A 26,961-nucleotide genomic window follows, 5' to 3' on the forward strand; every position below is an offset into this window, starting at 1 on the left:
CAAGTTACCCACATTTCCACAACTCAACAACAACTGATTCTTCTAAGAATATTCATATGTAACAAACCTAAAGGTATCCACGCCGGGCGGCTATTTCCTATATACAAACTTTAATATAAGCTTATTTCCTATACTTTAAAGGGATAATTTATAAAAATAATAAGTTTGCAATATATCCATTTTAAACGCTTACAAACTTTTGCGAACCACTATTCCTACCAACTCTCATTTCGTTTTGGGAAGGGGATTTGTGAAAGAAGCTTTCTGAATTGACTCATGCCTTAATTTAATTCTTTTGAACTGCTATGCTAGCATTCAAAAATGCTGTTTCACACATTACTAAGCTCATAAAGTTCATAAACACGCCTCCCTACCCTTTTTCCATTGCTTCCCCTACCCCAAAAATAGTCTTTTTACTCCTCCTCAGAGTTACCTGTAAGCGGCCGCCGGAGTGGCGACTCCCGGAGTGGCGACTCCCGGAGTGGCGACTCCCGATGCGGGAACTCTGAGTTCTTCAACAATATTCAGTGTCCTCTGACGACAATTCCATTGGGGGTGGCACTGAGGGTGATTAAAGTATATATTTTTAGTCTTCATATCATCACTGATAGGTTGCAAGGTCCATGCTTATGTTGGCGGTAACGGTCTCTGGTATGAAATGTGGGCGATTAAATTACTTAAGTTTCTGCCCATGAAAAAGCTTATTAAGTGACGACAACTAACGGAAAACACTTTCTGCGCTTTGTTTTATAATCATTGTTGATTGTAGTGGAATTTATTTTTAGTCCCATATATCTGGGCGATTAATTTTCATTGTTCTTATATACGAAAGGAATTGCCCTGCGTGAACAGCTTCGTGGTATCCAATCCGTAATAAATATTTTCCAAGAATTTTCTTTTCTCCATTTCCGGGATGAATAATTATTGTTTCGTTTAATTCTGTATCTGAAAATTGACGAATACTTTCTAAAAATGTATTTCTATAGGGTTCGGCAAATTTAAGTTCGTCAGCAATGCTAATGAATGGACGATTTTCCCAAGGCGTTTTATAATTTGTCATACTTCGGTTATTAATTATCATATCCCATCCGTAATCGGCTTCTAATACATGCCTAATCATTTCTATGGCAGTCATTGCTTTTTCGTCAGGTTTCCAATTGTAATTGCTTTTAGGAAGTCCATTCCAAAGTTTTATGCTTCTTCTCCTTATTTCTGTTAAATTTAAAATTATGAGTTCAGATAGGGTCATTTTCTTTTTTTCAAGAATGTCGTTTAACAATACAACCAACATCCGAATAAACATAATTACATGGACAACTTGTATATATTTCCTTTACCTATTAACTTGGCTTTAGCTCTTACTCATCCTCAGCCTTAGCTACAGGCGGCCGCTCGAGTGGCAACTCCATTGCGGCAATTCCATTGGGGCAACTCCGTTATGGGAGACACTAAGGGTGGTTAATTAGTATCACGGTTTGGTTTTGCTTACAAAGTATAGTTTTATCCGAATACCACTGAACCCCGGGCTGTTTCATAACACATGTCAACCATAGGCCTCTTAATCTAGTATATCGCTTACACTGTTATTTCCTCTAATTATGATCTTTTGTTCTCTTTCTTCAGTCTCTAAATCAATATTTATAATTTGAAGAGAATCAAACCTATCAGATAAGTATTCAACATCTGAAATCTTATCCACTGTCACATAAATAAAATATGAATCATCAATCTTGATTGAGCTTGTATCATTGATGAGCTTTCCATTAATTTTAAAAGCAATATCCTTATCTTGTGCTGAATCTATATATTGACTTATAATCTCGCTTAATCTTAAAAAATCAAATTCATTGTTTTTAGTGTAAATGAAAACCTCTCCGGATCTTGACTGTTTTGATACGGAAATTGAATCAATACTTGAAGGGTTGATATAAACTTTTTTCCAATCAACTTTCTGATTATTTAAAAAGTAGTTGGGAGTATTACGCTCTTGTCCGCAAGCACTAAATCCGTTAATAATGACAAAAAACACCAATATCAGTTTATTCATGGGTATTCCTTTTGATTTATGTGATAGGTTCAGATCATTGATTATGGCCAACGGCCACCATAACCGCTGGCGAGGGTATTACCCGAAGCATAGAGGCTATGGCTTGTTGTGCGTTCGTTGAATTTATTTTTACCAACATTGTAACTCTTTTGTACTGTCTAACCTTGATAGTCTGGCATTGGTAGTAGTAGGAATCACATCTATTCTTTTGAACTCTTCAAAGCTATAGGGTATGCCTTTTACTTTAAATATCTTTTTTACAATAGCTTCTCTGCTGGGTGCATTGAAATAAGACTCTGTATGCGACAACATTATGCTGGTTTCTTCCGGACGCCATACTCCCTCACTAAGATATAAACCACCTTCATGGGCGCCTACAGTTTCATATCCATTTTCCCCAATGAAGTGTGACCATTTAATTTGTTCTAAATCAGGCTTTAGATCTACATTCGGACTTCTACTAACTAATTCATCAAGATTTCTTGAACCGATATAATACTCCGCTCTACTTGGACTGATGTACTCATCAGCGAGATTGGCAAAGGTATGACCTACTTCGTGTACAGCCATTTTTTCTTTCATTCTTCTACATGTGACTGCAATACCATAGGCCGCAATTCCCATTTCCCTATAATCATTGGCCAATACAATGATGATATCTCTTTGAGAATCGTAGTTAACAGCTTTGTGAGCATAGCGAAAACATGCATCAGGATCTTGAATAGTCAAGCGATCAGTTGCAAGACTTATTTCAATACCAAAAGCCGTTTGCCTGGGGAAAGACTTCTGCCTGATAAATTCATCTTTAGATTCAGCAAAAACAATATAAGCATTAAAATACTCCTGGTGAGTGGAAAAGGGCGGCACTGTAAAAAGATGTTCTATGATACTCCTCCCGGATTTTTCATAACTACCTCCCTTAGTTAAGTCTTTCTCGATAAATCCATCACCTAAAAAAATGACATTGATTCCCTTTGGGTCATTCTCAAAAAGCGTCAGTACCTCACCATTTTGGTAAAGTTCCGGTTGTTCACCAACATCTTCAGCTTCCTCACAACCTAGAATTGCGAGGACAATGAAAAATAGAATAATTTTTTTTTTCATTTAATAATGTATTTTTTTGGCTTATATGACGGCAACTGCAGGCGCTAGCGAGGGCATCGCCAGAAGCATAGCGCTTGCAGAGTGTTACAGCGCGTTTTCACTTTTTGGGTTTAAAATTTTAATCACTAGCTTAATCAAATTGCTACATCAAAATAGCTTTTCCTAATCTTATCTCATCAATTCCAGTAGTAAACTTGTATACGCACTATTGGTGCAATGAATAAACGGTCATCATCTACGTCACTGGTAAAACCTTTTCTCCAAAGTAGTGGTGCCGCTCCCAGGTCTGCACTTAAGCCCCAGTGTTTAGGTAAATCTATGGATATACCTAACGCAAAGTTGAGAAAGAGAAAACTATAAGAATTGCCGGTGTTAAAAGAGTCAGTATTGCCATTATATGTGTAATGCTGATCTTTACGATAGGTAAGACCAGTTCGGAAATAAAAAGGAGTTACATTATCATTGCCGTCTTTGAAAAAATATATATGATCTAATGAAAATGCGGTATGGTGGAGTTTGCTATTGATTCCTCGCCAAGGGAACAAAAGCCAATGATTAAAATCACGAACTATCCCAAATGAAGAACTCAAACGACCGCTGGGATATAGTTGATAAGCCCCTCCTACATGAAAAGTTTCCGCAGCACCTCCTCCGACGAAAAAGCTATATCTTTGCTGCTGTGCATGTCCCTCAATTATGAAAAACAGAATAGCCAAAATCGAAATTGCGATATGCTTCTTCATGTTTTGATCTTGGTTTTTCATTTTTTATGCGCTGTAACAACAGGATAGCGCAAATATCCACGCCGGGCGGCTATTTCCTATATACAAACTTCAATATAAGCTTATTTCCTATGCTTTAATTGGATAATTTATAAAAATAATAAGTTTACAACATATCCATTTATAAACATTTACAATCGTTTTTAAACTACTATTCCTGCCACCTCTCATTTCGTTTCGGGAAGGGAATTTGTGAAAGAAGCTTTCTGATTAACTTATGCCTTAATTTCATACTTTTCAACTGCCAGGCTGGCATTCAAAAATGCTGTTTCACACATTATTAAGCTCATAAAGTTCATAAACACGTCTCCCTACCCTTTTTCCATTGCTTCCCCTACCCCAAAAAACCGCTTTTCGCAAGTCCGTTTGCCGTTATGACGAATAGATGAACGCTTATTTATAGTTTGTAGAATCGTTCGGAACATAGATAAGGGCTTATCTATACTTTATCTGACCGTTCAACTAATAAATCAAGGGTGATCTATACTTTATTTCACGCGACAACTTATAGATAAGCAGTGATATGCTAATTATTCGGTCGTTCATGTAATAGATAAACGTTGATCTGAATGTTTTCCACCAGTACATGTAATAGATCACCATTCATCTGTTATTTTTCTGCTCGTTCATGTAATATATCACTGCTGATCTGTCAATGGTCCGATGCGATGAAGCCTGTTTTTATCGCGTAAGCCCATGATGTAAGAAAGCAAAGAGCGTAAAGAAGCAAAGTTATTTTATTTATATTATTTATTATTTTAATTATAATTAACCAGCTAACTTTATCTTGTTGAGCGGTCGTTCAATGCTGCGCTGGCGCGGGCCAAAAGCTCTTAAGTATATTTTAATAGCCCTTATGCCCGCATACGAAACCAAAACAGCTTTATCAAACGAATACAACTTCTTATGACAAGCAATAAGAAAGAGTACAAAAAAGGCTGGGTGAAAAATTCGCTGAGTGCTGCCCGCCAGCATACTGACATTCAAACTAGTATGCTCAACTTTGGCTATGATGATGTCAAGCTGGGGTTTGCCGACAATCTGCTGGTGGAGGTGGAAAAGTGGGATGCACTTTACTCGGAGCACTTGGGCGGACAGAAAAAGGCTACCCAGGATATCAAAGAGGCCCGGCAGGAGGTAAATTCCCGCTACAAAAAGCACCTGAAAATCGCCAGGGTGGCTTTGGAGTCTCGCAAAGACCTTTGGGACCTGCTCAGAATGGAAGGTCGCCGCAAAGTATCTCTACCCGAATGGCTGGGACAGGTAAAAGCCTTTTATTATCACTATGACAGGGCGGCCGACATCCTCAAGAAATTCAATATCACACGGAGTGAGGTAGACCAGACCATCGCCATGATAGAGGCCATTGAGGACTATAGGGTGCAGCAGGCGATGAGCCGCTCTCATGCGCAGGAAGCTACACAAAGACGTGATCAGTTCTCCCGTGAGCTGGACCGGTGGATGAGTGAGTTTATGTACGTCGCCAAGCTTGCCCTTAAGGCCCATCCGCAGTACCTGGAAGCTCTGGGTAAAACGGTGAAGTAGCTAAAAGAGCTCTGCCACCCTGAACAAACCTGACCTGACGACAGGCGGTAGCCAAATGTCAGGATCTCAGGGTGGCAGCGCTTTTCTTTCCAATGCAGTTGGTCAGCATTATTTGTCATCTCCTGCGCTAAGAAGAACCAGAAAGGCAGAAAAAGTCCTGAGAGACACAGGACCTGGAGACAAGTTTCTACTACACCAGCGTAAGCGTCCCGCTTGTGCGTAACAATATGGACCTGCTAAACCAGCGCATGCGTCCTGCTTGTGCGCCAAAATATGCACTATCTTTCGTTCAACATAAATTATGAGACAGCCATCTGCTGGAGCAGACACTACTCGATAAATACAGCAGGCTTTTCAGTTTTCTTGTAAGCCTGTAACATTTCATGATTGACAAGATCCCTCCGGCAGTCGCCACTGCGGGATGACTCAAACCAGCGCAAGCGTCCCGCTTGTGCGTACCCAAATGCACAACACCCCTGTGCTAAAAAGAATCATTCAGGGAGCTACTACTTAATCAATACAGCAGTCTTTCCAGATTTTTTATAAGCTTGAAGAGCCTTTTCTGCCTGTACCATATGGCGGCGATTATGGTAGATGACTACTCTAAAGGTATCGCCCAGTCTTAGCCTGATCCATTTTGAAATACTGATACCCGTTTTGGTACGACTCAGGCTTACTTTCCTGCTCTGGTCCAGTAATTCCAGGGTTTGCTTCTGCTGATCAATGAAGCGATCCAGCACTGACCTATCCAGTTTACTGTCCAGGGGATTTTTATCCTGGAAAGTCTTCATCTTATTCAGTTTTTCTCTGGGCAACATCGTCTTGGCAAAATAATTACCCAGCAAGCCGCTTTTAAAAACCTCTTCCGCAGGATACCTGCTCCGACTGATCTGCTTTTCTATTTCCGGCAGATAATAATCACCGTACAGATTGAGATGTTCTATGCACTCCAGCACATTCCACTGCTGCTCTGAAGCTTTCCACCTCAAAGCATCAAGAGGCATTTGTTTCAAGGCTTCCGCATCATTCAGATGTTGATGTGTCCATGCGATAAGTTCGCCGCGCAATTGTTCTGATTTCATTTTCATGGGTTAATGTTTTTTGTTCAAAGCTTAATGTATACCAAAGGTCAGCATCTGATTAGTTAAAAACATTGATTGAAATCAAGACTTTTTAAGTCGCGACAAAGTTTCGGGCGTCATCCGGAGGTAGGAAGCGATGTATTTGTGCGGTATTTCCTGAAAGAGCTGCGGGCTGCGTTTCAACACGCGCTGGTAACGTTCCTGCGGACTGGAAGTCAGTATATCTCTTTCCCGCTCCATCTGCTGATACACCATTTGCTCCATGATGGTATGCCAGAGATGAAGGTTTTCTGCTGAGCTGTTGACCAGTTCCATAAAAGCAGCCTTGCTGATAACCAGCAGCTCAGTCTGCTTTAAGGCCTGTATATAGAGTTCAGAAGCTTGCTCAGTGATGAACGAATCCAGGGCAGCGATAAAATTACCCTGATAGCCAAAGCGAATGGTATGTTCCTCATAAGCATCAATGACAAAGATCCGCAGGCTTCCACCTTGCACGTAATAAAGCCTGGTATCAACACTTCCCTTTACCTTGAGGTATTCATTTCGCTTCAGGCAAAGCTCTTTCTCCCACAACTGAGCTGTATTGATTTTATCAACGATTGCATGGATAGGGTTCATTGATTCTATAACATTGATCAGTTCTTTTTCAAGCTATCCAGCGCTTCATTGACCTGTTCAAAGGTGAATAGTGATAATACCTGCTTCATTTTACCAACGATCTGCTCATTGCAAAGATTGCCCAGACTACCTTCATGTGTGTGTTTCAATTCTTTCATCGGCCGATAAGTGCCATCGGCAATCTGGGCACCTACCTTTTTGTAAGCATCCCGGAAAGGTACACCATTCAGCACTTCCTGATTAACCGCCTCTACCGAAAAAAGATATTTGTACTTCTCATCCTCCATAATCTGCGTATTGACCTGCACATGATTGAGCATGTACTCGCTGATACTCAGGCAGTCTTTCAGGTCTTCAAAAGCAGGTAGAAAGCTTTCTTTCACCAATTGCAGATCACGATGATAGCCGGAAGTGAGGTTGGTAATGATGAGCGTAATCTCATTGGGCAAAGCCTGTAGTTTATTGGCCTTGGCACGCATCAGTTCAAACACATCGGGGTTCTTTTTATGCGGCATGATGGATGATCCGGTAGTCAGATGATCAGGCAGGGTGATGAAGCCAAAGTTCTGGCTCATATACAGGCATACATCAGCGGCCATCTTCCCTAGAGTCGCTGCCAGTGAAGCCAAAGCAAAGCTTACTGTCTTTTCTACCTTTCCCCTACCCATCTGCGCATAAACGACATTGTAACTCATGCTTTCAAAACCCAGCAATTGGGTAGTCATGCTGCGGTCCAGCGGAAAAGAACTGCCATAACCGGCAGCTGAACCCAAAGGATTCTGGTTAGAGACTTTGTAAGCGGCCTGCAATACTGTCAGATCATCCACCAGACTTTCGGCATAGGCACCAAACCATAAGCCAAAAGAGGAAGGCATAGCCACCTGGGTATGGGTATAGCCGGGAAGCAGCACATCCTTATGCTTTTCGGAAAGCCGGATGAGGGTGTTAAATAGTTTATTGGCTAGTTGTACCAGCGTTTCTATTTCATGACGAATATACAACCGTAAATCCAGCAGCACCTGGTCATTGCGGGAGCGACCGCTATGCACTTTCTTACCAACATCGCCCAGTTTACGGGTCAGCATCAATTCTACCTGAGAGTGAACATCTTCAATTCCCTCTTCTATCTCAAATTCACCTTTCTCTACCTCTGCATAAATGTCTTTCAGGCCTTGCAGCAACTGCTTAAGCTCTTCTTCTTCCAGCAATCCAATTTTGTGCAACATACGGCTGTGGGCCATAGAGCCTAAAATGTCAAATGGTGCCAGCCATACGTCCAGTTCCCGGTCTTTGCCGATGGTAAATGTTTCTATACGTTTGTCAATGGAAAAACCTTTGTCCCAGATTTTCACGATGCGCTAAATTTATAAGGTTAGTTCTTCTAATAATGCTAAATAAATACGGATGCCCTCTCTGATCTCTTCCGTAAGAATAAATTCGTCGGCCGTATGCGAGCGTTCGGATAAGCCCGGCCCTATTTTGAGGCTGGGAAAACCACTCATCAATGCCTGATCGGATAAAGTGGGTGAACCATAAGCATTCAGCCCTAACTGCTTACCCTTTTGCACGATGGGATGCTCCATTGGAATACCGGAAGCATTGAGGCGAAACGAACGAGGCGTAAGCACTGACTTCACTTCCTTTTGTAAAATCTCATACACCTGCTGATTGGAATACTGCTCATGCGTACGCACATCCACCACAAAGGTACAGGCATCCGGCACCACATTATGCTGCGTCCCGGCCTGGATTTGAGTCACTGAAATATGTATTTCACCCAGTGTTTCAGACTTAAGGGGAAACTGAAAGTCTTTGAGTAACTGAATATCTTCCAGGGCGATGTAAATAGCATTGACTCCCTCATTACGAGCGGCATGACCGGACTTGCCTTTGGCTTCGCCATCTATTACCATCAAGCCTTTCTCAGCCACGGCCATTTGCATACCCGTAGGTTCACCTACTATCGCCAAATCTATTTTTCCCAGTTCAGGCAATAATGCTGCAATTCCTTGTTTGCCAGAGATTTCTTCCTCAGCGCTGGCGGCAAAGATTAGGTTATAGGTTCTATCGCTTAAATCATTCAACTCTAGGAAAGTGTGTAACAGACAGACGAGCGCGCCGCCGGCATCATTGCTACCCAGGCCGTAGAGCTTACCATCCTCAATATCAGCAGCATAAGGATTACGGCTGTACGTAGAAGCTGGCTTTACTGTATCATGATGAGAGTTGAGTAAAATAGTAGGTTTCTGATCATCAAAATCCCTGGATTTCACCCATACATTGTTCATCAGACGGTTTACAAACAATCCCTGCTTTTCCAGATAATCTGCCAATATATCAGCGGTCTGATCTTCATCTTTACTCAGGGAAGTAGTCGCAATCAGTTTTTGCAGCAAATTAATAGCCTGCTCAGCAAGTATATCCAGTCTTGAGGTATCTACTTCAGGCATAGGGTTGTTCCTTCAAAACTTTCACCACCTACATGCTGTAATCCTTCGTAATGCATGATGCATACTTTTTCTACTCCAGCATGCAGAGTTTTAAAAGCATTTTCCAGCTTGGGAATCATTCCTTCTACCACTATGCCATCCGATTTGAGCTGGGTAAATTCTTCGGCAGTAATTCTTTCAATCAGGCTCGTATCATCCTCAGGATCAACCATTACGCCTTTCTTTTCAAAGCAATAGTATAACTCCACTGTTTTGTGCTTCGCCAATCCCTTAGCAACACTTGCCGCAATGTGATCGGCATTGGTATTGAGCATCTGACCTTGTCCATCGTGGGTAAGGGGGGCCATTACCGGAACTATCCCCTGTTCCAATAATCCTATGATGCCGAGAGCATTGACCTCATCAATATCTCCTACCAAACCATAATCCACAGGATTGGGAGCACGTTTGTGGGCTTTCATGGCATTCATGTCTGCTCCAGTGAGGCCTAGTGCATTACAGTTTTCAGCCTGTAGCAAAGCGGTTATCTTTTTATTCAGTCCACCATAGACCATGAGCACAATTTCCAGCATGGCTTCGTCGGTCACCCGACGGCCTTCTACCATTTTGGTCTCAATGCCCATCTTTTCGGCCAAAGTAGTAGCTGATCTTCCTCCGCCATGCACCAGTATTTTGGGTTGAGGTAGGGAAGCGAAGTCTTTCAGAAAGCTTTTAAGCAGTTCGGGCTGCTCAATCACCCTTCCTCCTATCTTGAATATTTTGATGTTTTCCACGACTACAGATTTAGGATTGCAAAATACTTTTGATCACGGCCTGGGCGGCTACTACACGATTGGCGGCCTGCTGAATGACGATGGATTGTTCGCTGTCTATTACTTCATCGGCTACGATTACATTCCGACGTACCGGCAGACAGTGCATGAATTTGGCCTGATTGGTCAGTTTCATTTTGTCAGCAGTCACCATCCACTGATCTCCTTTTTCTAATATCTCGCCGTAGCTTTGGTATGATGACCAGTTCTTGGTATAGATAAAGTCTGCGCCTTCAAATGCTTTTCGCTGATTATACTCTACTTTAACTCCCTGGGTAAACTGTTCATCCAATTCATAGCCCTGGGGATGAGTAACGGTAATATCCTGACCGGAAGCCAGCATCCACTCCAGAAATGAATTGGCCACCGCCTGCGGCAAAGCCTTGGGATGAGGTGCCCAGGTGAGCACAATTTTAGGCTTTTCTACTGTTTTGTGTTCTTCAATGGTAATCAGGTCGGTGAGGGATTGCAGCGGATGCCTTACCGGAGATTCCAGGCTGATCACGGGCACACCTGCATATTTTTGAAACTGCTTGATGACCAGTTCGGCATAATCTTCGGTTCTGTTTTGTAAATGTGCAAAGGCACGGATGCCGATGATATCATAGTACTGTCCGATCACAGCAGCCGCTTCTTTGACATGCTCCGGCTTATCCACATTCATGATGGTACCATCCTGAAACTCAAGATTCCACCCCCCCTGATTCATATCAAAAACCACAGTATCCAGACCAAGATTCATGGCCGCCCTCTGCGTACTGAGGCGAGTTCGGAGGCTGGGATTTAAAAAGATCAGGCACATGGCCTTGTTGGTGGAAAGATTTTTATCCGTAAAAGGAGAAGACTTTACATGAGCAGCAGTCTCAAGCAAAGTTTTTAGGTCAGGAACATCTTTTACAGAGGTAAAATGCTTCATAGGTATAGGTAATCTTAATAAAAAATCAAATCATCAATGATTTGCAAATACGTAGTTTTATTCAATCAACATCAAAGTTAAAGCTTCTTGTTGAACCTTTCCCAAAAAAACGGATAAAAAGGAAGAGACTTTATTTATGGAAGCTTAAATTTCCAGAAAAGATTTAACAACCACACATCTTTATGTTCAAGCCCATTTTTATCACGCTTAGTCTGTTCTTTTTTCATGCGTTTACTTTTGCACAAGCCAATATTCAAATAGGAGCAGCCCAATTGGATGCCTATCTGCCCCTGATCGGCTCAAAGAAGGTAGGCATGGTGGTTAACCAAACTACTACTGTAGGGGAAACACATCTGGTAGATACTTTACTGAGCAGAGGGGTAAATATCGCTGCCATTTACGCACCTGAGCATGGCTACCGGGGAACTACTGAAAGAGGAAAAACTGTTGATAATCAGGTAGATGAAGCTACTGGTATTACAATTCATTCCATTTACGGAAGCAAAAAGAAACCTTCTCCTGAAATTCTGAAAGACATAGACATCATGATCTTTGACATGCAGGATGTCGGGGCCCGTTTTTTTACTTATATCTCCTCTATGCATTACATCATGGAAGCCTGTGCCGAGAATAATATTTCTCTGTTGATTCTGGACCGTCCCAATCCACTGGGCCACTATGTTGATGGGCCCGTCCTGGATACAAGGTTCAGCTCGTTTATCGGCATGCACCCTATTCCCATTGTACATGGCATGACAATAGGTGAATATGCCCGGATGGTTAATGGAGAAGGTTGGCTCAAAAATGGTGTGAAGTGTGAACTGGAAATAATTAAAGTCAAAAACTACAGCCATCAAACGCATTATCAATTAGCCATACCGCCCTCTCCCAATGTACCGGATATGAAATCCATTTACCTATATCCCAGCATCTGTCTGTTTGAAGGTACAAAAGTGAGTGAAGGGAGAGGGACAATGAAGCCTTTTCAGCAATTCGGAACGCCTGATTATACTCCACAGCAAAATGCTTTTGTCCCAAAGCCTATCCCCAGCATGAGTTCTGAGCCTAAGTTTGAAGGAAAAACCTGTTATGGCTATGATTTATCCAGCCTCTCTTTGGAAGAACTTCAGCAAATTGATCGCATTGATTTATCTTATTTGCTGGAATTTTACCAGAAAGAAAAAGACAAGGAACATTTCTTTGAGCAATCATTTAATCTGCTGGCAGGATCAGAACAGTTGAAAAAGCAGATCATTGCAGGAAAAAGCGAAGAAGAGATCAGGGCAAGCTGGCAGCCTGCGCTTGAACAGTTCAAGCAAATGAGAAAAAAGTATCTGCTTTATGAAGAATAAATGATATGGATGGTGATAAGTACTACCGTCAATATATATTGATTTTAAGAAGTATGCGTATTATATTTCACCATTCCTGACTTCTTACCTACACTATCAACTAAGATGTATTACCCTCGACGTGCCTTTCTCAAAAAAGCAGGAAGCCTGAGTGCTTTTGCCGCTACTCTTCCACTTGCCAAAGTCCATCAAAATTTAAAGGGCTATGTAGCATCCGTAAGACATAAGTCTGCTATGGATGTGGCACAAGACGAAGCATTTTGGGATGAAGTACGAAAAACGTACAAAGTATCTGATGATTTTATCAATCTGGAAAACGGATATTACAGTATGGTTGCCGAGCCAGTCATCAATGCGCAGGAAGAGCATATTCGAATGATCAACCAGATTCCTTCCTACTATATGCGGAAACAGCAGTGGGATGATCATAAGCAGGTTAAACAAGCCATGGCTGATTTTGTAGGCGTAAGCCCTGAGGAGATTGTCATCTGCCGCAATACGACTGAGGCACTGGATACCGTGATACTGGGATTGAAAATGAATGCAGGGGATGAAGCCATCATGTGCGATCAGGATTATGGCAGTATGTTGGCAGCATTCAAACAGAGAGCCAGGCGAGATGGGATAGTGAATAAAGTCATCTCCTTACCCCTGCATCCCAAAAATGATCAGGAAATTGTGGATGCTTATGAGCAAGCCATTACGCCTAACACCAAAATCATACTGGTGACGCACCTGATCAACATCACAGGACAGGTGCTTCCGGTTAGAACAATTGCTGAAATGGCGCATGGCAAAAACGTTGAGGTCATTTCTGACTCCGCACATGCTGTGGGTCATCTTGATTTCAAAATCCACGAGCTGGGCTGTGATTATCTGGGTAGCAGTCTGCACAAATGGATAGGTGCTCCATTGGGTTCCGGACTTTTGTATGTGCGTAAAGACAAAATTGAAAAGGTATGGCCTCTCTTTGGAGATGATACTTATGCAGATGATGATATCCGAAAATTTGAACACATTGGCACACATCCCTGCTCCACAGATCTGGCCATTATTGATGCGCTCAACTTCCAGAAAACCATCGGGATTGCACGTAAGGAAGCCCGACTGAAATATTTGAAAAAATACTGGGTAGATCAGGTAAAAGGCCTGCCCAAAATTGTGATCAATACTCCTTTTGAAGAGGCACGCTCATCTGGTATTGCCAATGTAGGTGTTGAAGGTATTCCACCCGCTGAATTAGCTGACAAGTTATTTGAGGACTTTAACATCTTCACAGTGGCTATTGATACTGAAGCTGTAAAGGGTACAAGGGTAACCCCACATTTGTACACCAGCCTGAATGAGCTAGATCAGTTGGTTAGCGCGCTTAAAAAACTGAGTGCTTAATTCTTACTTAAAAAAGATAAATTTTCTAAGGCTATCAAAGTTTTGCTTAGTACTTTTACCGCATGAAATGGATTAAAATCATCACCCTCGTAATACTTACTGCTTCTCTGCAACATTGCATGATGGATGGTAGCAAGGAAAGTGCAACCATTGAAGAAAGTCAGGAAATGCAAAAGTCAATTTTGATTTACGGAAGCGATGAATGCAGTCACTGTGTAAACATTAAGAAGAAACTTGATTCTGCCGGATACACTTACACTTTTTATGATGTAGACAAAGACCAAAGCTATGCAGATCAAATGCTTCTCAAATTACAGCAAGTTGGGTTTAGGGGCAACATCAGCCTACCAGTAGTAGTACTTGAAGATGACATCAAAGTAGGGGCTACTTTTGAACAGGTAGAAAATTCTTTATAAGTTACTATTTCCTTCAAGCAAAGGATAATAGCGTTCTTTCAGTATTTTAATGTGGTGGAGTACATGTCCAACTATGGTAAATCCCAGTGCACCCACTGTGGTTTTCCGACCAAAGCAAACACCTTCTCGCTTCAGCATTTCCTGATTAAAGCTTTTATATAGAAAAATAGTAGACTGTCGCACTACTGAAAATTCATACAGCAACTCATCTACCGATCTTTCATTAGCATTAGTATTTGCTGCGAAAAGACGCTGATCCATACCAGCAAGTTCAGTATGATCATTTCTGGCAAAACGGAGGGCACGGTAAGCGAACACCCTTTCAGTATCTATCACATGCTGGAGAATATCTTTTACTGTCCATTTACCGGGGGCATAAACCTGATCTCTCAAAGCCATGAAATTCTTTTCTTCTCCTGTGACAAAATCAGCTCCATATTCATGAAGCGCTGAAGATAGCTCTATCGTATCACCTATCTGATTGATGTAGGTATCATAAAAGTCGGGGATGAAAGGTAGGTTGGATTTTAGCATTGTAATTCAGTTTTGTAGAATCTTTCTATTGATTACTCGCTTAATCAAGCTGTTAGTTTGCATTTTCACTTATTTCCAGCATTTTGAGCATAGTTTTCCAGTTTCTTGTGGTAGCGGGCTGCTTTAGTTTCTTTTCAAAAAAATCATTGGATAGTTTAGTTTTTCCGTAGCCATTCGTGCAATACAGGTAAATAATATCATCCATCAAATGGAATTCATCATGTGGAAATTTTAGTGCACTTAGTAATTCAGCTTGTTCTTTTTTCGAAATATCGGTGAGTAGAGTCAGGTAACATTTAGATATATCAGCACTTTCGTCCGATAAGTAAGGATTTTTTGTAATAATTTCCTTCAGTTGCGCTCCATTCTTTACAATGACCTTCACTTCAAATCCAAAGTCTTTCTCTATGCTTACTTCAATTTCTTTGCTTAAATAATCTGCTTTATTTTCTGAAGCACTGAAAACTATATTTCCACTCTGAATATACGTTTTCACATTGTTTAGGCCCATTCTTGCAAGGCTAAACTGTAAATCCTGCATCTTGATTTTTCTATGCCCACCAACATTGATCCCTCTTAAAAAAGCTACATAGGTCATAAGCTTTGTTGAGTTTGCATATTCTTTAAGAAGCTTGGCAGTGACTGAAAATGAGGCTTCTTCAGCCATCATTAAAGGAGTTTGACCACTTTCCATTACTGCATGTACATCTGCTCCATGATCAATCAGCAACTGAGTAATAGAGGTAAAACCATTGTGCGCTGCAGAATGAAGCGGTGTTACTCCCTGCTGTTGACGAGCATTAGGGTCAGCTCCATGTTCAAGCAGTAACTTGCATAGATCGTAATTCCCAATTGCCACAGCGGAATGTAGAGGTGTGACCTTGAAGTTATTTTCTGAAGGCTGATTTACATCGGCACCTTCTGAGATCAGATACGCTGCAATCGCCTCTTGACCAAAAAAGCAGGCCAGTCCCAAAGATGAAAAACCATCTGGAGAAGGTTGATGTACGATACCACTATCACTTTCTATGTGTGTCTGGACTATCTCATTATTACCAATACAGACTGCCTCATAGAGATTTAGAGACTCTTTGTATGCTACAAGCAAGTTTATCGCTTCCTGATTACGGCAATAAGCGGCAAACTGAAGTAAAGAGATACCCTGGGGGGTAAATTCATTTGCCAAACTTGGCTTTTCCTGGAGCAGTTGACTTAAGTCATCATTAAGACCTTTTTGTATAAGTTGCTGAATATCAAATACCTTCACCATCTTTATTTTTAAAGAAATAGATTGTTCTTTTTTTCTAAATATGAGAAATCAGCATTTCCTAAATATAGCTAATGGATCACAATTCCTGAATAAAAATATCTTTGTAATGAACTTCTAGGGGTGGTCCTGAATGTACCTGCAATCCAATTACTCCTTTTTGAGGCATATCTTCTTTTTCTCTGTATTCGGTGATGAGTTGATTATTGATCCATATTTTAATAAAGTTGTCTTCCGCTCTTATTCTGATTTCATTCCAATCTCCTTTTTTCAGCACCTCCGAGACCTTTCCGTAGTTCCCTAACGCAAGCACACGGGCTCTTCTGGATTCATCATACAGGCTTCCCCACAGCGGATAGGGCGTGTCATCTTCAAGGTTAGCTACTTGCTGTTTGAACTGATCAAAACTTTTCACCCAGGAAGCAGGAATAAATCCAATATCCGCCTGATAACCAGAAACTTCAGAACTATTAGAAACCCTTTCACTTCTGAATTGTACACCGCCATTATCCCCCTCTCCTACAAGCTTTGCTTTCAATATCAGATCAAAGTCTTGATACTCTTTGGTAGTACATAAAAATTCGTTTTGAGGAATGATAGAATCTAGTCTGCCCGCTACAATGGCATTATCCTCCACCCGAAAAAATTCTTTGTTTCCTTCCCAACCCTGCAACGACTCACCATTGAACAGAGGTGTAGTGATGGTTCTTTTATCGCAGGAAATGTTTACAAATCCGATCAATTGCAAAAAGAATATTATCACTACCTTAAAGTTGATCCTATGATGTTGCCAATAGCAATTCATATTTGTTGGTGTGGTTTGGTGTATTGTAATCTTATTACACTCACAATATCATCAACTGAGTGTTAAGACTCAAGCTTAGCTTTAAATATTCATCATACTTAAAAAATGCTCAGATTTAGCTTCATGGCGACTATACTTTAAACTCAAATATTGAGGATGTAATCCTTGTGGGTACTATGGTATTTTAGCATAAATCATGTACTTTTCCGTATCAATATGAATTGTAAAACCTAGCATTAAATACTTCTTAATACGATGAAAATTAGATTTATCATTCTTTTACTTGTTCTAGCAAATTGTCAAAGGGTTAAAATAAATGAGAGGATTTATACTTTGAAAAAAGGGGAAGAGAAAAAAATAACCGTACTCGGTGCCGTTGATAAAGAAGATCTAAGCTGGCAATCAGTCAACACAATGGTAGCTGTGGTAGATGAAGAAGGGCTGGTGAAAGGAGTAAATGCAGGTGAAACTTTTGTCAGAATGTTGATAAGTGCCAACAATCAATTGTTAGATAGCGTAAAAATTATCGTAGAACCATCTGGTGAAGATAGTACGGAGCGTGATACAGATGATCTTACTGAAGCAGGTAGCTTCACGCGTGGTATTGAAGGCCCGGCGGTTGATACTAATGGAAATGTGTATGCTGTTAATTTTCAGGAACAGGGTACTATCGGAAAAGTAAGTCCTGACGGAGAAGCTTCTTTATTTGTCAGACTTCCTGAAGGAAGTATCGGCAATGGTATACGTTTTAATAGTAAGGGTGAAATGCTCATTGCTGATTATCCTCAGCACAACATTCTCAAAGTAAATATGCAGGATCAGAGCATCAGCGTTTATGCACATGAAGCTAACATGAACCAGCCCAATGATATCGCGATCATGGACAATGACATTGTGTTTGCCAGTGACCCCAATTGGTCAGAAAATACCGGAAATCTCTGGCGTATCAATACGGATGGCTCAGTTGATTTGCTGGAAGAAAATATGGGTACCACCAATGGAATCGAGGTAAGTCCTGATCAGTCCAAATTGTATGTCAATGAAAGTGTACAACGTAAAGTCTGGGTATATGATTTAAGCCCTGAAGGTGAAATCAGCAATAAACGTCTACTAACCGAATTTCCCGATTTTGGCATGGATGGCATGCGTACGGATGTAGAAGGCAACTTGTACATTACCCGACATGGCAAAGGTACCGTGGCTATTGTTTCACCTGATGGGGAGATTTTAGACGAGATCTTTATGCAAGGGGAGCTACCTTCCAACATTGCTTTTGGTGGACCTGACGGACGTACCTGCTACGTAACCTTGCAGGACAGAGGCTGTATTGAATCTTTTCAGGTGGAAAACCCAGGCCGGGTCTGGAAAAATACTCCTTAAATAAATGTTTACTTGGTGAAGGAGGCTGTCTCGTTTCTGAGACAGCCTCTTTTATGTTTATAATTATTCGTAAACTTCCATGCTGGTCAGTTCTGGCCCACCACCCCGGTTACCACTTCCGGCAGCTATGTAGATTTTATCGTTGAAGACAAAAGCCTGTGTTCCGTGTCGTCCCTGATTCAAAGAAGGTAATGAATCCCATTCTCCGGTATTGATATTCAATGCTTCTACGTGATGATGAGCAGGCTCCATAGCTCCACTTTCACCACCAATGACAATTACCTGGTCTCCAATATTAACCGAAGCAGTACCAGCCCTTTCAGTCGGAATATTATTTTCCCAGGTAGACCATTTTCCAGAGTCAAAATCATAGACATCTACTTCAGGTACTGTCAATTCCATGGTTTGTCCGGTAGCAGCAGAAGTGGTTCTTCCCCCCGCAACGAATATCTTATTATCAGCAACTACAGCCTGCACGTGATCTCTCTGGTGAGGAGCATCTGGCAAAGTAGTCCAGGTATCAGTAGCAGGATCATATTCATCCAGCCAGTTGACGTATCCATCGGTATGGCCATTCTGTATACCATCTACTAAATAGAGCTTATCATTATAAGCAAAGGCACCCGCAGCTCCTCTCCTTCTGTCCTCAGGGATTTCGGGCCCCTTGGTCCATTCATCGGTAGCCGGATCGTAGATATAGATGTTAGGAATGGGTTTTTCATCAGGAAAGCCACCAGTCAGTGCTCCCATCACATATAATTTGCCATCATAGGAAACGGCTTGAAAATGGTGCATCTCCAGGGGTGGTGTTTGACCCTTAGACCACCGATTGTTTTCAGGATCATAGATATCTACAGGTCTTTCACCCCGACCTCCTACCAGATAGAATTTACCGTCTACTTCAGTAAAAGCATTTTCATGGCGGGCGGTAGGTTCATTCTCGGCGTTTACGGTTGACCAGGCCTGCTGTTCTTCTTCTGTATTAGTCTCCTGCTGTGCGGTAGTGTCAGTTTCTTCTTCGTTATTAGACTGACAAGCAAATACAAATAAGATGAATACGATTAGTAATTTATTCATAAGATAGATTTTAGTTGTATACTGATTTGCAATTTAGCTTTGTTTCTCTTTCCAGCCATCTAAAGCGAATAGAAATTTATCAATTTTACCCTGAGTAACATGCTCCATCACCACAATTTTTAACCAGCTAGGCTGAGTTTCATGGGTATCAGGAACCAGAAGAAACTGTCTGGCTAAAGTCGATGGAATATCTTCCGCCCGGATGGATACAATATTCATCGCCGGATTTCTAAAAAAGCGGATTCCTCTTTCACTCAGGTTTTCACAAAGGCGGTCCGTACGATCTATCAGTTTAAGGATTTTTGCTTTCCAGCCTTCCGAGCCATACGTACGCAATATCATCCAGACCGCAATCGCGTTGGCACCCGAACGGCTGCCCACTAAGGTATAATCCTTTCCTTTGACATATTGCGCTTCTTCCGTAAGGGCGTATTCTATCAGGGCTTTTCGTAAGAGGCAAATTCCTGTGCCGTAGGGTGACTGAACCAGTTTATGGGCATCAATAGAAAAGGAATTGATTTTAGAGTTCTGAAAGGTGAGGGATTCATTGCTGCATGTAAAAGGATAGATAAACCCACCATAAGCCCCGTCTACATGAATTCGGTAATCACAGTGCAAGGCATCCATTACCTCCATCGCCTGATCTACATCATCTACTGAGCCAAACATGGTAGTAGACATATTCATGATCAAGATAAAATACTTGTACCCTTCCGCCTGGACTTCGGCTACTATCCTTTTCATCGCTGCAAACTCAATCTCTCTGCTATTTTTCTCCACGGGTAATATTACCGACTTCAGCTGCAGCAGATTAGCCCCTTTGGGGATAGAATAGTGCGTATCCTCAGAGTAGATCACTGCTATTTCATCCAGCCGGGCGTTGTAGTCCCGCATATAAAGATTACGGTGTACCCATAAAGATTCAATATTGGCTTCGGTACCCCCGGAGGCGACATAGCCATCATAGCTCTTTTCTTCTGCTGAAAAGATCTGGGTAGCGCAAATATCAATCAGCTCTTTTTCAATCGCCTGAGTACCAGAAAAGGCAGGCTCAGCTTCTCCCAGCGTATGACAGCCAATATGGTTAGGATTGGCTATCATGGTCTGCATGTAGGGGGCATCTTTGAGGAAAGGAGCATCCTGATAGAATACTTCAGGGTCCAGATATGTAGCGGGTAAACCCAATACATCCTCAGTACGATAGTCAAGATTCTTTTTCAGCGCGTCTAAGACGGTCTGTTTTATCTTTTTGTGAGGGTACTTTTCCCAGTGCATGATCATCTGTTTATCGCTAAAAAAATCTGCTTGCTGAAATCTCGGAAAAAAACAAACAGTCCCCAAATGCCTGAGTTCAAAAGATATTGATTTCACTTAAAACTAAAGCATATGAACGTAGGATTTATAGGTTTAGGCATTATGGGGCAGCATATGGCTTCTAATCTCATCAAAGATGGTCATGTACTGCACCTCCACAACCGTACGAAGGAAAAGGCAAAACCTCTGATAGAACAGGGTGCCAAATTCTATGATAGTCCGGCTGAAGTAGCCAATAAAGTGGAGATGCTTTTTACCATGCTTGCCAGCCCTGAGGTTGTTAAAAAGATGGCACTGGGTGATAAAGGCTTCTTAGCCAATATGCACGAAGGCATGCTTTGGGTGGATTGCAGTACGGTAAACCCCAGCTTCTCCAGAGAAATGGCTGAAGAGGCCAGTAGGCACCACATCCGTTTTATTGACGCCCCGGTGGCAGGTAGCAAAGTACCGGCTGAGAAAGGAGAACTCAATATACTGGTAGGCGGAGATGAACAGGATGTGGAGGAAGCTATTCCACTTTTGGAACTGATGGGAAAAAAGGTCACCCATCTTGGTGGACACGGTTTGGGCACTTCTATGAAAATGATTATCAACGCACTATTGGGCAATGCTATGGCAGCCTTTGCTGAGGCCACTGCGCTGGGAGAGAAAATAGGCCTTGATCGTGAAAATATGATCCATACATTGCTGGAGGCACCAGTGACGGCTCCGTTTCTGAAAATGAAAAAAGATCAACTACTCAAGCAACAATTTGACACTGAATTTCCCCTCAAGTGGATGCATAAAGATATGCGGCTGGTTACCCAAACTGCTGAAGAGTACCAAGCACCTCATCAAATAAGCGATACGGTAAAAGCTCTTTATGCTTCGGCAGAAAAGGAAGCAGGTGAGCAGGATTTCTCAGCCATTTATGCCTATCTGAGAAAGTTGAATCAGTAATAGAAAAAGGGGCAGAGTATGTAATGTTTCTGGCCTGGCATTCAAGCGCCAATTACTTCAGATAAACTTTCTGGTAAACCGCTTTAAAGCTGAAACTATGCACATTCGGTTTAGCTAAGCGGGCGCTTTATTGTATATTTCCTATAATGTGGGTCTATGGTGAGTCCGTAGATCCTCCGTAGATCCTTCGTTTTATCTCCATGAAATGCCTTAATTACGTTTTTGTACTATTCATAGATTATTCCTCAGCCATCAACCTCAATGGCTAGACAAAAGTAAATGCTGATTAGGCCAAAAATGCTTTATACTCAGTTGATTTGCAGTAAGTAAGGTTAGAGAAGGTTTTTTAGCATTTTCAGCGGATCAACTCTTCTCTTACAATGCTGTTTCCGGGCAGGTCAGTGATGCGAACGACCAGGCGTAGCTCCTGATGATGGGTATGAGTATATTTTAAGGTATAAACCCATTCGTTTTCATACTCATCCAGATCGGCCAAACCTTGTTCCAGCAAACTACCATCTGCCTCACAAAATAAACAGTGCACTTTGGTGATTAGGTGGTCATCAGTAGCCTGAATCCACAGCCTGTTTCCTGCTTTCTTTTCAAAAGCATCAAGCTTTACCGCTACTATTACGGGTAGATTGAGATAGTCCGCTATGGCCTGGCAATAGGGACTTTTGTTACTCTGAGTTTTGACTGCATAAGTGGCCAGCAATGCGGGATCGTCCAGCACGTGTTGCGCGTATTTTACTGCCTCACGAAACCTGGCAGATTGTTTTTTCTGGGCTTCCGAACGTTCTTCCGGCATATTGGGCATGGCCGATACGATGGTCTTACCCCCCAACTGACGAAAAACGATTTGTCTGCCAATACTTCCGCTTAAACCGTCGGTGATGATGTTGTTTTTTACCTGAGCCATAGGGTTGGGATTATGTTATACTGTTGTTCCATATGTAGTACGCATACCATTCCTATACCAAATCCAACCGCATATTTTGGCTGGCTTGCAATGAAATTGCTAACCCTAAGTAAATTGTTCAGGTGAATGTTTTAACTCAAAAAAACTTACCAGCCATTGTATTCCAGGGTTAACTTTCCGCTGGTTTTGTTTTTCAGAAAGCTGAATAAGACAAAAGCAGTATGCTATACTTTCATCTTAAGATTTGCTCAGGGAAGCTGAATCACCTCCAACTCCCAAACAGATGATTCCAAGCGTTTGTACATTTCCGCTTCCAGGGCTTTCTTCTTCTCTTCAGCGATAGTAATTGGGATACCTTCACGATTCATCGGACGTTGGTGCCCGATATGTTGTAACAAGGCATAGTCATAAATCTGCCTTTTGGCGGCAATTAACTCATACAGCTGATGGGCTTTCTTGGCGAATGATAGGTGCTGGTATTGCAACTCATCGGATAAGGGGCCAAAATTAATGCCCTGCGCTAATTGCTGGCTGTTGAACTGCCCTACATAAATATTCTCATTGTAGAATTGGTATGTAGCTTCAGGACAATCAGTCATGTGACTTTTGAAACTGTAAGCCTGATCAATCAATTGGTTATAATCATCGTCAGCAGATAAAACTGTATGGTTGATTTCCGGAGACTGGGTGGTAAACGTTTTTGTTGTTGCTGCTTTCTCCAGATCTTTTTTATTCATCTCCTCTGCTGCAGACCATTTCCAATGCTGATCCTGTATTTCAGGTTTGATGTTCTTATAATCTGCGATGATGGTAAGTGCCATCAGCTGATGGCCCAATTGGTTAGGATGAATGACATCTTTTCCGTAGCAAATATCCTTAAACCTCCGCATAGGAGTCTGGATATCAATGGTTTGCACTTCTTGTATACTCATCACCCACTCCGCATAGCTGCGCATCACATCATCATAGGCAGCATAGGGTTTTGCATAGCTGTAATCATTACGTTGCTGATCTTCACGCGCTTTATCCCAGTCCTGAACAGGGGCAGCGTAGGGAGGTGGCGTAAGCAGGATCAGTTCGGCCTTGATCTGACTAGCTTTTTCCATTAACTTAACAATCCCCTCCTGGTAAGCCTCAAATCTATCGTTGTTTAAAGGGTGGTAAATTCCACAATTGATGCCGTAACAGGCAAAGATCAGATCTGGCTGGATGTAATCCAGTACCTTGTCCAGCCTGTTGTGCAGGTAGGGACGCGGATAGGGATGATTTTCTTCCGACAAACCTGATATGGTTTCACTTCCCAATCCCAGGTTCAGAACCTCAAAAGAAGTCTCAGGCTGAGCGATGCGCAGCTGGCACTCAAAGAAATTGATATAATCTCCGGCTTGCGTAATACTATCGCCCAGGAAGAGGATTTTCTTCGGCTCATCGTTAAGGATAGGTGATAAAGCTTTAATCTTGTCTTTAGAAGTAAGCGCAGCCCAGGGAGTTAGTGAACTTATGGATAATGCTCCCATGCTACTCTGACTGAGAAAAGTTCTTCTGTTCATGAAATTGAGATTAGGCAGAAAAGTAAATGCTGAATTTAGTAGATAGATAGCAAGGGTAAAAATACTATTTATGGAAATACAAACCGGCTTGAAGTTAGATCATGGCGTGGTTGATCTACATTTAGATAATGATTCAGATAAAAAAAACTGCTCTCTTACAAATTTGAATTGCTGTGCCTGAGCATCTGATTACTGATCTAACAGTTCTATAATCTTGTCTCGGACTTGCTGTAACTTATTAGCGTGGATACTGCCTATCTTGTAAAGAACAATATGCTCATACGCGGTAAATATCCTATTGGGACGAATATTACTGACTTTCTTTAAACTACCATTTACCATATCGCTATCCATTAGGTTGATGGCATAGGCATCTTTTGTTTGCTGACTAGTGATCTGGCATAAAAATAATGTCATTTCCCGGTAGGTTAGCCAGTACAAGCGCCGTCCGTTTTTTGGTGGCAGATAAATCTGAGAAGGGAAAAGGAAGAACGACAACATCACCTTTTATAAATCTTGCCATGCCTGTTCTTCTTCGGGACTGTTCCAATCTTTTCCTAGTACTTCTTCACTGGCATAGGCTGTTTCCATAGAAGCTGTATCCACTGGGGAACTTGCTTGATTTTTTTTATACTGAAGATACTTCATATACTCATGTAATTCTCCCAACAGATCATCTGGAATATGTTCTAATTCTTGTTTTAGCTTTTCTCGTGTTGTTATTTTGGCCATACTCAACTACATATTTTGTTTTTTATAAAGTTAACGATTTTATGTGGATATAGATTTTTCCGGCAGTTTAGTACTCTTCCAAAAGTACATAGGTGTATGGCGAATTAATGTTGACTTTTCCATTTTCTACCACTGCTTCCTGACCTGAATATGCATCTCTTAAGGGTGTATTATCTTCAAATATACCAGCGACTGAGATTTCTTTAGTTCCGGTTGGCGCGTCCAGCGCAACCACTACTTTATCTGAATAGTCAGCTTCTTCATAAGTTCTTGCAAATGTATAGGGATTATCTGTCAGTTGCTGATGTTGTCCGGCTCCCACCGCTACATGACGCTTTCTGAATGTTCCCAGCTTATTCCAGTGCTGTAGAACCTGCTGCACGCTATCAGTCTGTGCAATCGCTTCCCAATTCATGAATGAACGAAGGGTAGCATCTCCTTGTGTGCCTTCAATCACTAATGAACGATCAGATTCATCACCATAATAAATCTGTGCAGCGCCCTGGCTCAGTAATAACTTAGTTGCGGCTTCCTCACTTTTTTTTCGGTACGGATCGTAGGGTGATCCGTCATCATGAGAACTGAGATAATTGAGTACATTGACCCCCTCTAATGCGCCATCGTGCAGCAGGCTATCATACTTACTGAATATAGCTTCGTAGTCTTTTTCAGCATCATATTTAAAATCAAAGTTGATCAGGGATTCAAAACCATAATCAAAAAAGTTAACCGTAGTATCTCCATAATCATAAGGCTGACCAGCGGCTGCACTGTAGTTGTAGACCTCTCCCACCATCCAGAAAGGTGCCTCATCCATACGTTTATCAGGATTTTCTTCTTTCCATGCTTGTAGTGCGGCCAATGCCTGTGCTTTGAGTTCTGCCCAGATCTCAGCATCGGTATGCTTGGCAGTATCTACCCGGAATCCATCTACGCCCAGTTCACGCACATAGTCAGTTAGCCATTTGATGAGGTAATATTTGGGCGCTCTGGGGTATCCGGTTCTTGCAAAAAATTCCTCTAACTCCTGCATTTCCTCATCATATCGTCCTTCGGTCTGCCACTTTTCTAACAAAGAAGGGGGTAAATCCACTGCTTCCTCTTTTTCGGTATGGATATCGGGCAGATTTTCTACCAGCGTACATTCTACAGTAGATTCATAGCCCTGGTACGTACAGGTAGGATCTACCCTTACCCAGGCATCAGGCCACTGAGGGTCAATGTCGGTTACCGGACCAGTATGGTTAGCCACTACATCCAGCAGTACCCTTATGCCATGTTCATGGGCTGTATCTACCAATGCTTTGAGTTCGTCCATCGTACCGAAATTAGGATCAAGCGTAGTCCAGTCTTGGGCCCAGTATCCATGATAGGCATAGGTGAGACCGGTTCCTTCATCGGTAGCTCCATGGATTTGCTCAACAACGGGAGTAAACCAGATCGCGTTAACGCCCAGACTATCAAAATAGCCTTCCTCTATTTTTTGGGTAATGCCCACAATATCGCCTCCCTGAAAGTCCCTTAGTTTGGCAGCGTCTCGGGTGCGTTCAAAATTGACATCATTGGCTGAGTTTCCGTTATTAAAACGGTCAGTCAACAGAAAATAAACCGTGGCATTTCTCCAGTCAAAGGGAGTATCAACGACTGTTTCATCAGAAGAGTCGTTTTCCTGTTCAGGGGGATTGCATTGAATCAGCAAGAACAGAAAGCAGAGTAATAGAAGGTAGCCTTTCATTTTTGTCGGGTTGTTAGGGTGTAGTAGCGTTATAGTTTGAAACACTTTAAGTATGAAGACTTGTTTACAGTAAACTAAAAACTGGTTTCAGTCTTCAAGACTGAAATCATGAATAGGGCAAAGTCTGAGACTTTGCTTTATTTGTCAACTTCAGTTAGAAACTGAAGCGAGTATCTTGCTACTAATAGTGTCACTT

The 26,961-nt window shown here is 41.8% G+C and carries 28 protein-coding genes; 7 read left to right on the forward strand and 21 right to left on the reverse strand.

Annotated elements, in window-relative coordinates; translation table 11 throughout:
• Positions 1 to 429: 429 nt before the first annotated feature.
• The 5 genes from WJR50_RS26955 to WJR50_RS26975 form a co-directional block, all read right to left on the reverse strand.
• Entirely contained in the window at positions 430 to 597 is a 168-nt protein-coding gene (locus WJR50_RS26955; protein ID WP_341296423.1) for a hypothetical protein, read from the reverse strand.
• Positions 598 to 781: 184 nt separating this feature from the next.
• Entirely contained in the window at positions 782 to 1,303 is a 522-nt protein-coding gene (locus WJR50_RS26960) for a DinB family protein (RefSeq protein ID WP_341296424.1), read from the reverse strand.
• A 255-nt stretch (positions 1,304 to 1,558) separates the two neighbouring features.
• Positions 1,559 to 2,047, reverse strand: a complete 489-nt coding sequence (locus tag WJR50_RS26965) for a hypothetical protein (RefSeq protein ID WP_341296425.1) — start codon at positions 2,045 to 2,047, stop codon at positions 1,559 to 1,561.
• A gap of 129 nt (positions 2,048 to 2,176) precedes the next feature.
• Positions 2,177 to 3,151 carry a M64 family metallopeptidase gene (locus WJR50_RS26970; RefSeq protein ID WP_341296426.1) on the reverse strand — a complete coding sequence of 325 codons (975 nt, stop codon included), beginning with the start codon at positions 3,149 to 3,151 and terminating at the stop codon, positions 2,177 to 2,179.
• Positions 3,152 to 3,327: 176 nt separating this feature from the next.
• Positions 3,328 to 3,894, reverse strand: a complete 567-nt coding sequence (locus WJR50_RS26975) for a hypothetical protein (RefSeq protein WP_341296427.1) — start codon at positions 3,892 to 3,894, stop codon at positions 3,328 to 3,330.
• A gap of 945 nt (positions 3,895 to 4,839) precedes the next feature.
• Between WJR50_RS26975 and WJR50_RS26980 the strand changes: the two genes are divergently transcribed.
• Complete coding sequence (locus tag WJR50_RS26980; protein ID WP_341296428.1) at positions 4,840 to 5,478, forward strand: PQLLE family protein; 639 nt, start codon at positions 4,840 to 4,842, stop codon at positions 5,476 to 5,478.
• Positions 5,479 to 5,533: 55 nt separating this feature from the next.
• Positions 5,534 to 5,701, forward strand: a complete 168-nt coding sequence (locus tag WJR50_RS26985; protein ID WP_341296429.1) for a hypothetical protein — start codon at positions 5,534 to 5,536, stop codon at positions 5,699 to 5,701.
• Positions 5,702 to 5,984: 283 nt separating this feature from the next.
• On the opposite strand, the gene WJR50_RS26990 is transcribed toward WJR50_RS26985, so the two are convergent.
• From WJR50_RS26990 to WJR50_RS27015, 6 genes are all read right to left on the reverse strand, one after another.
• Positions 5,985 to 6,566, reverse strand: coding sequence for a DinB family protein (locus WJR50_RS26990; RefSeq protein WP_341296430.1), 582 nt, complete (start codon positions 6,564 to 6,566; stop codon positions 5,985 to 5,987).
• A gap of 75 nt (positions 6,567 to 6,641) precedes the next feature.
• On the reverse strand, positions 6,642 to 7,178 hold the full coding sequence (locus tag WJR50_RS26995) for a Crp/Fnr family transcriptional regulator (protein ID WP_341296431.1): 537 nt from the start codon (positions 7,176 to 7,178) through the stop codon (positions 6,642 to 6,644).
• A gap of 17 nt (positions 7,179 to 7,195) precedes the next feature.
• The gene (argH, locus tag WJR50_RS27000; protein ID WP_341296432.1) at positions 7,196 to 8,530 is read right to left on the reverse strand and encodes an argininosuccinate lyase; all 1,335 of its coding nucleotides are present in this window, start codon (positions 8,528 to 8,530) and stop codon (positions 7,196 to 7,198) included.
• 12 nt (positions 8,531 to 8,542) lie between these two features.
• Entirely contained in the window at positions 8,543 to 9,628 is a 1,086-nt protein-coding gene (locus WJR50_RS27005) for a M20 family metallo-hydrolase (protein ID WP_341296433.1), read from the reverse strand.
• Entirely contained in the window at positions 9,616 to 10,401 is a 786-nt protein-coding gene (argB, locus tag WJR50_RS27010; protein WP_341296434.1) for an acetylglutamate kinase, read from the reverse strand. Before argB ends, WJR50_RS27005 begins: the two co-directional genes overlap by 13 nt.
• Before the next feature lie 10 nt (positions 10,402 to 10,411).
• Positions 10,412 to 11,356, reverse strand: a complete 945-nt coding sequence (locus tag WJR50_RS27015; protein ID WP_341296435.1) for an N-acetylornithine carbamoyltransferase — start codon at positions 11,354 to 11,356, stop codon at positions 10,412 to 10,414.
• A gap of 182 nt (positions 11,357 to 11,538) precedes the next feature.
• Here WJR50_RS27015 and WJR50_RS27020 point away from each other — a divergent pair, with 182 nt between their 5' ends.
• The 3 genes from WJR50_RS27020 to WJR50_RS27030 all read left to right on the forward strand — a co-directional run bounded on the left by WJR50_RS27020 (position 11,539) and on the right by WJR50_RS27030 (position 14,513).
• Positions 11,539 to 12,708: an exo-beta-N-acetylmuramidase NamZ family protein gene (locus WJR50_RS27020; RefSeq protein WP_341296436.1), complete on the forward strand. Its 1,170-nt coding sequence runs from the start codon at positions 11,539 to 11,541 to the stop codon at positions 12,706 to 12,708.
• A 105-nt stretch (positions 12,709 to 12,813) separates the two neighbouring features.
• Complete coding sequence (locus tag WJR50_RS27025) at positions 12,814 to 14,097, forward strand: aminotransferase class V-fold PLP-dependent enzyme (protein ID WP_341296437.1); 1,284 nt, start codon at positions 12,814 to 12,816, stop codon at positions 14,095 to 14,097.
• Positions 14,098 to 14,159: 62 nt separating this feature from the next.
• Positions 14,160 to 14,513 (forward strand): glutaredoxin family protein, encoded by a 354-nt coding sequence (locus WJR50_RS27030; protein ID WP_341296438.1) that lies wholly within the window; start codon positions 14,160 to 14,162, stop codon positions 14,511 to 14,513.
• Here the strand turns inward: WJR50_RS27030 and WJR50_RS27035 are convergent.
• The 3 genes from WJR50_RS27035 to WJR50_RS27045 all read right to left on the reverse strand — a co-directional run bounded on the left by WJR50_RS27035 (position 14,508) and on the right by WJR50_RS27045 (position 17,119).
• A complete protein-coding gene (locus tag WJR50_RS27035) occupies positions 14,508 to 15,047 on the reverse strand; it encodes a DinB family protein (protein WP_341296439.1) in 540 nt (179 codons plus the stop codon). The two genes, WJR50_RS27030 and WJR50_RS27035, sit on opposite strands and share 6 nt — an antisense overlap.
• Positions 15,048 to 15,099: 52 nt before the next feature.
• Positions 15,100 to 16,317 (reverse strand): DUF1697 domain-containing protein, encoded by a 1,218-nt coding sequence (locus WJR50_RS27040; protein WP_341296440.1) that lies wholly within the window; start codon positions 16,315 to 16,317, stop codon positions 15,100 to 15,102.
• Between the two features lie 76 nt (positions 16,318 to 16,393).
• Complete coding sequence (locus WJR50_RS27045) at positions 16,394 to 17,119, reverse strand: 3-keto-disaccharide hydrolase (protein WP_341296441.1); 726 nt, start codon at positions 17,117 to 17,119, stop codon at positions 16,394 to 16,396.
• 255 nt (positions 17,120 to 17,374) lie between these two features.
• Here WJR50_RS27045 and WJR50_RS27050 point away from each other — a divergent pair, with 255 nt between their 5' ends.
• Positions 17,375 to 18,499 (forward strand): SMP-30/gluconolactonase/LRE family protein, encoded by a 1,125-nt coding sequence (locus WJR50_RS27050; RefSeq protein WP_341296442.1) that lies wholly within the window; start codon positions 17,375 to 17,377, stop codon positions 18,497 to 18,499.
• 63 nt (positions 18,500 to 18,562) lie between these two features.
• Here WJR50_RS27050 and WJR50_RS27055 read toward each other — a convergent pair whose 3' ends face one another.
• Positions 18,563 to 19,576, reverse strand: a complete 1,014-nt coding sequence (locus WJR50_RS27055; RefSeq protein ID WP_341296443.1) for a Kelch repeat-containing protein — start codon at positions 19,574 to 19,576, stop codon at positions 18,563 to 18,565.
• Positions 19,577 to 19,609: 33 nt separating this feature from the next.
• Positions 19,610 to 20,851: a pyridoxal-dependent decarboxylase gene (locus tag WJR50_RS27060; protein ID WP_341296444.1), complete on the reverse strand. Its 1,242-nt coding sequence runs from the start codon at positions 20,849 to 20,851 to the stop codon at positions 19,610 to 19,612.
• A gap of 111 nt (positions 20,852 to 20,962) precedes the next feature.
• On the opposite strand from WJR50_RS27060, the gene WJR50_RS27065 reads away from it, so the two are divergent.
• A complete protein-coding gene (locus WJR50_RS27065) occupies positions 20,963 to 21,829 on the forward strand; it encodes an NAD(P)-dependent oxidoreductase (RefSeq protein ID WP_341296445.1) in 867 nt (288 codons plus the stop codon).
• Positions 21,830 to 22,184: 355 nt separating this feature from the next.
• Here WJR50_RS27065 and WJR50_RS27070 read toward each other — a convergent pair whose 3' ends face one another.
• From WJR50_RS27070 to WJR50_RS27090, 5 genes are all read right to left on the reverse strand, one after another.
• Positions 22,185 to 22,748, reverse strand: a complete 564-nt coding sequence (locus tag WJR50_RS27070) for a hypothetical protein (protein WP_341296446.1) — start codon at positions 22,746 to 22,748, stop codon at positions 22,185 to 22,187.
• Positions 22,749 to 22,996: 248 nt separating this feature from the next.
• Positions 22,997 to 24,298 carry an SGNH/GDSL hydrolase family protein gene (locus WJR50_RS27075; protein ID WP_341296447.1) on the reverse strand — a complete coding sequence of 434 codons (1,302 nt, stop codon included), beginning with the start codon at positions 24,296 to 24,298 and terminating at the stop codon, positions 22,997 to 22,999.
• A 189-nt stretch (positions 24,299 to 24,487) separates the two neighbouring features.
• A complete protein-coding gene (locus tag WJR50_RS27080) occupies positions 24,488 to 24,715 on the reverse strand; it encodes a hypothetical protein (protein WP_341296448.1) in 228 nt (75 codons plus the stop codon).
• Positions 24,716 to 24,805: 90 nt separating this feature from the next.
• Positions 24,806 to 25,030 carry a hypothetical protein gene (locus WJR50_RS27085; RefSeq protein WP_341296449.1) on the reverse strand — a complete coding sequence of 75 codons (225 nt, stop codon included), beginning with the start codon at positions 25,028 to 25,030 and terminating at the stop codon, positions 24,806 to 24,808.
• A 67-nt stretch (positions 25,031 to 25,097) separates the two neighbouring features.
• Positions 25,098 to 26,765, reverse strand: a complete 1,668-nt coding sequence (locus tag WJR50_RS27090) for an alpha-amylase family glycosyl hydrolase (RefSeq protein WP_341296450.1) — start codon at positions 26,763 to 26,765, stop codon at positions 25,098 to 25,100.
• Positions 26,766 to 26,961 lie beyond the last annotated feature (196 nt).

It is taken from the genome of Catalinimonas locisalis (assembly GCF_038039535.1).
In the GTDB taxonomy this organism is placed as follows: Bacteria; Bacteroidota; Bacteroidia; order Cytophagales; family Cyclobacteriaceae; genus Catalinimonas.